This window comes from Bradyrhizobium sacchari (assembly GCF_002068095.1).
Taxonomy (GTDB): domain Bacteria; phylum Pseudomonadota; class Alphaproteobacteria; order Rhizobiales; family Xanthobacteraceae; genus Bradyrhizobium; species Bradyrhizobium sacchari.
Map to the genome: position 1 here is coordinate 263,469 of NZ_LWIG01000014.1, position 6,097 is coordinate 269,565.

Consider the following 6,097-nt stretch of genomic DNA (forward strand, 5'->3'; position numbering starts at 1 on the left):
GACCGCCGCGTCGAGCCGGACCGCGGCGCCAAGACGATTTCCAGCGAAACCACCTTCGAGACCGACATCCGCGATTTCGCGACGCTGGAGAAGATTTTGTGGCGGCTCTGCGAGAAGACGTCGTCGCGCCTCAAGAGTGGCGAACTCGCCGGCTCGACCGTGACGCTGAAGCTGAAGACCGCCGATTTCCGCCAGCGCACCCGCTCGCAATCCATTGCGGCTCCGACCCAGCTTGCCGCAAAGATTTTTTCGATCTGCCGCGAGATGCTGGCGAAAGAAATCGACGGCACCGCCTTCCGCCTGATGGGCGCCGGCGTCAGCGCTCTGCGCGAGGGCTCGCCCGCCGACGACACCGACATGCTCGACCGCCGCGCCGCCCATGCCGAGCGCGCCGTCGACAGCCTGCGCAAGAAGTTCGGCAGCGGCGCGGTGATCCGCGGGATCGCCTATGACGGGCCGGCGAAGGCGCAGGAGTGATCGAGGCCGGCCCGGCTCAGTCGCGTTCGAAGATCCGTGCCCCCGGATAGGCGCGCCTGGCGTACTGAACGACCAACTGCCGATCCTGTGTTTCCAGGAACGGGGTTCGGATCTGACAAGACCCAACGATAAGGTGCCACAGACCGTTGAGCTTTCGAATGACGACGTTCATCTGAGCGTTCTCGCAGTGACCCGAGTGGACTCAAATTGTAAGAATCTCCCGCCAGCGCTCAATTGTACCAGCGTAAGCTTTGCGTATTCGAAGTATTGGAGGACATATACAAAGGTATGTTGGAGCTGGCACCGTGACAGGCGAACGCGATCTCGACGCGCTGCTGAGTAACATGAAGCCGGAGCTTCTGGACGGCATCTTCGTGTTTTGCACCGTTGCGACAAGCGCAAGCATTCCAGCCACCATCAACCCGTTGCTGACGTTCCGCGAACGTGAAGGAACAACGCTGGTGGTACCGCACGAGCAGGCCGAAGCAGCAGGGCTGCGGTACGCGTTCCCCTCACGCCTGATCACCCTGACGGTTCACTCCGCGCTCGATGCGGTGGGTTTCCTCGCCGCGATCACAGCGCGCCTCGCCGAAGCCGGCATCAGCGTCAACGCCGTGTCGGCCTTTCACCACGACCATCTCTTTGTGCCTGTCGACCGGGCTGATGAAGCGATGGCCCTCTTGCATGACGGGTTCAGGCTGAAACAGGGTTGATTGCGCTTGATCTAGAGCATGCTCTAGCCTGTAGAGAGATGGCTGGCCTCGCTTCAAGGAGACAGCCCATGACAATGACCGACAACAAGGCGCTCATTCAGGACATCATGGATGCGCGCGCTCGTCGCGACCCGAGCCCGTTCATCGCCGCGATGGCAGACGACTTCGTCTGGCGGATCACCGGCTCGACGGCCTGGTCTGGCGAATATGTCGGCAAGGCCGACGTGCTGGAGCGCCTGATGAAGCCGCTCCACCGACAATTCACCGCGCCCACCAGCCTCACGGTCTCCCGCATCATCGCCGAGGGCGACTACGTCGTCGCCGAGTGCCGGGGCAACGCGACGACGCTTGCCGGGGAGCTCTACGCCAACACCTACTGCTTCATCATTCGCGTCGCGGACGGAAAATTGCGTGAGCTGACCGAGTACATGGACACCGCATTGGTCGAGCGGGTGCTAAGGCCGCCCGCAAGCCAATGAGGCCGGCGCAGCCTTGAGACGAGCATGCGGCGACACGGCCGGTCTTTCGCCGCCGGCGATCCACTCCTCATAGAATTCGACCTTGGCTTCGATCAGCGCCAAGGCCTGCGACCAACGCTGGATGTTATCCTGCACGCGCTGCTGATGGGCTGCGAGCAGCGCGTGACATTCGGTCAGCGTTGCTTCACCCCGTTTCGCAAGTGCCGCATATTCGCGCATCTGCTTGACCGACATGCCGGTGCCGCGCAGGCGCTCCATCAGATCCAACCAGCCGACGTGAAAATCGCTGTAGACGCGCCGTCCGCCGCGATCCCTGACAACGCCGGGGATCAAGCCCTGCGCTTCATACCAGCGGATGGTATGAATGCTGCGGCCGGTTCGGCTGGCGACCTCTCCGATGCGAAGATCACGCGACATGGTCTTCCCTCTCGTTCGAACCCGCCTCGCAGGGCTCAATTCATCCGGCCAGGCCTCCTCAATCGGCGACCGCGATCGCCTCGATCTCGATCAGCCACTCCGGCGCTGCGAGCGCGGAGACGCCGACGAGCGTCGAGGCCGGCGGCTCCATGCCTTCAAAGAACGCCGAGCGGGCCTTGCCGATGATGGGACGCAGCTCCGGCTTGTAGTTCACCACGAAGGTCGTGATCTTCACGATATTGGAGTAGCTCGCGCCGGCCGCCTTCAGCGCGTGCCCAAGATTCTGCATCACCTGCGTGGTCTGCGCGGCGATATCGCCCTCGCCGACGATCCGCCCCTCCTCGTCGGTCGAGACCTGGCCGGAGATGTAAATCGTCCGCGCGCCCGAGGCGGTGACAACGTGGGAATAAGCGGGATTGTGATGCAGGCCGCTGGGACGGAGATGGTCGAGCTTGGGCATGGGCTGGCTCCCGGAGTTTGTGGTTGGGAGAGAGCGTAGCTGGAGAGGGAGCGAAGAGCCAGCCCCGTCGTCATTGCGAGGAGCACTTGCGACGAAGCAATCCAGAATGTTTCCGCGGAAGGACTCTGGATTGCTTCGCTGCGCTCGCAATGACGATGGAGAGAACGGAGAACGCATCGCCCTCAATTGCAGGGCTTGCTGTCCTTGACGTCGAACTTGCCCATCGCGCCGGAGATGACGAAATCGTTGTAGTCGAGCACGAGCTGGCGCGAGACGCCGTTCTCGTAGAGCTCGAACGCCATCGCGTAGACCGGGGTCTGCTCGCCTTCCTTCTGCTGGGACTCGCGGTCGAAATAGCTGACGGTGACCGGCCAGCGCTTCAGCGACTTCATGTGCTCGTCCGACGTCGACGGATCGGTCGAGGTGGCGCGGTCGGCGGGGATCGGCTGGCCGATCACGGTCAGCGTGTTGTAGACCTTCTGGCCGTCGTCGGAGCCGTCATAGACGGAAAGCTCGAGCAGCGACTTGCCGTCCTTGGCGGCGGCAATGATGCGCTGGATCTGCTCGGTCGGAAACACGATCTTGCCGTCGAGGGTGAAACTCTTCGGCGCCGGCAGCTTCAGCTTGACGTTGATGTGGTCGCCGTCGCGCTCCGCCGAGCCATCGACGCGGCCGGCATCGGCCTCGTTCATCCGCGTTTCGATCTTGAAGCGGTAGCTTTTACCCGTTGCATCCTCCCAGGAATTGGAGCGGAGGTCGCTGAGCGTAACCTTGCCTTCGCCGCTGTCGAGCTCGGAGACCTGGCGGAATTCGGAGGTGTAGCCCTCGCAGGAGCTGCCGGTGAAGTTGTAGAGGATGCGGCCGCGCGCGCTGTTGACCGAATTGGAGCGCGACTTGACGAGGCTCAGATCATAGAGCGCCTGGTGCGCGAGGAACGGACCGTTGGCGGCTTGCGCCGCGCCGCCTGGGCCGAAAGCGGCCGCCGCGAGCGCCATCACACCGAGCGAAGTCCGGAAAAGGTGCACCATGTCTGTTCCTTGAGGATGCGTCCTTGGGAAAGCGCAGATTCGACATTTTACTGACCGTTCCATTGCGTCGCAACTGAGGCCGTTTCACGTAAAGTTGCGGCGCGCGCACTGAACCTGCTGCCCTGCCTCAACAAAATGCAGCCCCTCCGGTTGCTTGCATGTGGCGGCTCGATGGGCGAAACAGGGCGCGCCCGGCCGCCTTCGGGGGCGCCGGGGTGAATGATTTTTGGACAACGAGGTCGGACATGGCGGGCACGGTCGAGCAGAAACTGGCGGAACAGGGCATCAAGCTGCATGAGGCCCCAACCCCCGTCGCCAACTACGTCCCCTTCGTGCGGACCGGCAATCTGCTGTTCGTCTCCGGCCAGGTCTGCTTCGACCCCGCCGGCAAGCTGATCGCCAAGGGCAAGCTCGGCGCCGGCGTGTCGATCGAGGACGGCGCAGCGGCAGCGCGCGGCTGCGCGGTCAACCTGCTGGCCCAGGTCAAGGCAGCGCTCGGTGACCTCGACAAGGTGGTGCGGGTGGTGCGGCTCGGCGGCTTCATCAATTCGGCCCCGGACTTCCTGGACGGGCCGAAGGTGCTCAACGGCGCCTCGGACCTCATGGTCGCCGCCTTCGGTGACAAGGGCCGCCACGCCCGCACCACCGTCGGCGTCGCCTCGCTGCCCGCGGACGCGGCGGTCGAGGTCGAAGGTGTGTTCGAGGTCGCTTGACGCGCATGCGCGCTCCGGATTGGCTGACAGCGCGGCCGGTCGCCCATCGCGGCCTGCACGACATCTCGCGCGGCATCGTCGAGAACATGCCGGGGGCGGTGCAGGCTGCCATCGCTGGCAATTTCTCGATCGAGGTCGACATCCAGCTCTCCGCCGACGGCGAGGCCATGGTGCACCATGACCACGCCCTCGGCCGCCTCACCGAGGCCGCTGGCGAGGTGATCGAGAAGACCGCGGCGGAACTGAAGGCCGTCAGGTTCAAGGACACCGACGAGCGGATGATGTCGCTCTCCGACCTCTGCGCCATGGTCGCCGGTCGCGTGCCCATCGTGATCGAGGTGAAGAGCCGTTTCGGCGGCGACCGCAAGCTGGTGGAGCGGATGGCCGAGGTGCTGGCGTCCTATGACGGCCCCGCCGTCGGCATGTCCTTCGATCCCGACCAGGTGCTGGCGCTGCGCGAGCTGTTACCCTCCCGCCCGCGCGGCATCGTCGCGCAGCGGAGCTATGAGGACGAATATTGGGCCTACCTCACCCAGGAGCAGCGCGACAGCATGCTGTACCTGCGCCACGGCTTGCAGACCCAGCCGCATTTCGTCGCCTTCAAGGTCGACCACCTCCCGGCCACGGCCCCCTGGATCGCCCGCAACGTCTTCGGCTGCGCCCTGCTCGGTTGGACCGTGCGGACGCAGGACCAGCGAACGCGGGTCGGGCGATATGCGGATCAGATGATTTTTGAGGGGTTTGTGCCGTAGGTACCGCTCCCTCCGCTGTCATTGCGAGGAGCCCTTGCGACGAAGCAATCCAGAATCCCTCCGCGGAGACAGTCTGGATTGCTTCGCTGCGCTCGCAATGACAGCGGTGGGAAGTTCCCGGCCCCCTTGAAGTCGCTGCTGCAATGCACGATCTTGGGCGCAATGGCATCATCCGACATTACGCTCGAGGCCGTACCGTCCATAGGCGAAGTCTCGCCGGAGGATTGGGATGCCTGCGCCAATCCCGGCAAGGCTCTTAACGAAAAGGCTTGCAATGGGCATGGCGCGGGAACCTCATCCGCCTTTCCAGGCGATTCCCTCGGCCTCTCAGGACCCGCCTATAACCCGTTCGTCTCCCACGCCTTTCTCTCCGCGGTCGAGAAATCGGGTTCGGCAACGATCCGCACCGGCTGGGGGCCGCGACACCTCGTGGCCAAGCTCGACGGCCGCGTCGCCGGCGTCGTGCCTTGCTATCTGAAATCGCACAGCCAAGGCGAGTACGTCTTCGACCGCGGCTGGGCGGACGCCTACGAGCGCGCCGGCGGGCGCTACTACCCGAAGCTTCAGGTCTCGGTTCCCTTCACGCCGGCGACGGGACCGCGGCTGCTGGTCCGCGACGGCGTCGACCGCGACCAGATCAGGGAGGCCCTGGCGCGTGGTCTCGTAGCACTGTGCGGCGTCAGCAAGGCCTCGTCCGTGCACGTCACCTTCGCGCGCGAGGACGAATGGAAGCTGCTCGCCGGGCACGGCTTCCTCCAGCGCACCGACCAGCAGTTCCACTGGCACAACCAGGGTTTTGCCAGTTTCGAGGACTTCCTGACAACGCTGAACTCGCGCCACCGCAAGTCGATCAAGCGCGAGCGGCGCGACGCGCTCGCACCCGGCATCACGATCCACTGGCTCACCGGGAAAGACATCACCGAGGACGCCTGGGACGCGTTCTTCGCATTCTACATGGAGACCGGCTCGCGCAAATGGGGTCGCCCTTACCTCACGCGCGAGTTCTTCTCGCTGATCGGCGAGACCATGAGCCGGGACGTGCTGCTGGTGATGGCCCG

9 protein-coding genes are annotated in these 6,097 nt (G+C 64.4%); 6 read left to right on the plus strand and 3 right to left on the minus strand.

Annotated features, from left to right (window positions below; genetic code table 11):
• From A5906_RS44745 to A5906_RS20090, 3 genes are all read left to right on the plus strand, one after another.
• A partial coding sequence (locus tag A5906_RS44745; protein ID WP_488225981.1) for a DinB/UmuC family translesion DNA polymerase occupies nt 1–477 on the plus strand: 477 nt, incomplete at its 5' end.
• Between the two features lie 305 nt (nt 478–782).
• The gene (locus A5906_RS20085) at nt 783–1,190 is read left to right on the plus strand and encodes an ACT domain-containing protein (protein WP_080137078.1); all 408 of its coding nucleotides are present in this window, start codon (nt 783–785) and stop codon (nt 1,188–1,190) included.
• A gap of 68 nt (nt 1,191–1,258) precedes the next feature.
• Nucleotides 1,259–1,669 carry a nuclear transport factor 2 family protein gene (locus A5906_RS20090; protein ID WP_080137079.1) on the plus strand — a complete coding sequence of 137 codons (411 nt, stop codon included), beginning with the start codon at nt 1,259–1,261 and terminating at the stop codon, nt 1,667–1,669.
• Here the strand turns inward: A5906_RS20090 and A5906_RS20095 are convergent.
• From A5906_RS20095 to A5906_RS20105, 3 genes are all read right to left on the minus strand, one after another.
• Nucleotides 1,646–2,086 carry a MerR family transcriptional regulator gene (locus tag A5906_RS20095; RefSeq protein WP_080137080.1) on the minus strand — a complete coding sequence of 147 codons (441 nt, stop codon included), beginning with the start codon at nt 2,084–2,086 and terminating at the stop codon, nt 1,646–1,648. The genes A5906_RS20090 and A5906_RS20095 overlap by 24 nt on opposite strands.
• Nucleotides 2,087–2,144: 58 nt before the next feature.
• Nucleotides 2,145–2,546, minus strand: coding sequence for a RidA family protein (locus A5906_RS20100; RefSeq protein ID WP_063682982.1), 402 nt, complete (start codon nt 2,544–2,546; stop codon nt 2,145–2,147).
• Nucleotides 2,547–2,728: 182 nt separating this feature from the next.
• Complete coding sequence (locus A5906_RS20105; protein ID WP_080137081.1) at nt 2,729–3,574, minus strand: cell envelope integrity EipB family protein; 846 nt, start codon at nt 3,572–3,574, stop codon at nt 2,729–2,731.
• A gap of 245 nt (nt 3,575–3,819) precedes the next feature.
• Here A5906_RS20105 and A5906_RS20110 point away from each other — a divergent pair, with 245 nt between their 5' ends.
• The 3 genes from A5906_RS20110 to A5906_RS20120 form a co-directional block, all read left to right on the plus strand.
• Nucleotides 3,820–4,287 (plus strand): RidA family protein, encoded by a 468-nt coding sequence (locus A5906_RS20110; protein WP_014494672.1) that lies wholly within the window; start codon nt 3,820–3,822, stop codon nt 4,285–4,287.
• Between the two features lie 5 nt (nt 4,288–4,292).
• Nucleotides 4,293–5,039, plus strand: coding sequence for a glycerophosphodiester phosphodiesterase (locus A5906_RS20115; protein ID WP_080137082.1), 747 nt, complete (start codon nt 4,293–4,295; stop codon nt 5,037–5,039).
• A gap of 162 nt (nt 5,040–5,201) precedes the next feature.
• Nucleotides 5,202–6,097, plus strand: an 896-nt coding sequence (locus A5906_RS20120; RefSeq protein ID WP_245326805.1) for a GNAT family N-acetyltransferase, incomplete at its 3' end; no start/stop codon positions are given.

What these genes read in the sequence shown, in the direction of transcription:
- A5906_RS20110 (WP_014494672.1), top strand. Translation starts at nt 3,820, where the DNA reads ATGGCGGGCACGGTCGAGCAGAAACTGGCGGAACAGGGCATCAAGCTG.
- A5906_RS20115 (WP_080137082.1), top strand. Translation starts at nt 4,293, where the DNA reads ATGCGCGCTCCGGATTGGCTGACAGCGCGGCCGGTCGCCCATCGCGGC.
- A5906_RS20095 (WP_080137080.1), bottom strand. Translation starts at nt 2,086, where the DNA reads ATGTCGCGTGATCTTCGCATCGGAGAGGTCGCCAGCCGAACCGGCCGC.
- A5906_RS20100 (WP_063682982.1), bottom strand. Translation starts at nt 2,546, where the DNA reads ATGCCCAAGCTCGACCATCTCCGTCCCAGCGGCCTGCATCACAATCCC.
- A5906_RS20090 (WP_080137079.1), top strand. Translation starts at nt 1,259, where the DNA reads ATGACAATGACCGACAACAAGGCGCTCATTCAGGACATCATGGATGCG.
- A5906_RS20105 (WP_080137081.1), bottom strand. Translation starts at nt 3,574, where the DNA reads ATGGTGCACCTTTTCCGGACTTCGCTCGGTGTGATGGCGCTCGCGGCG.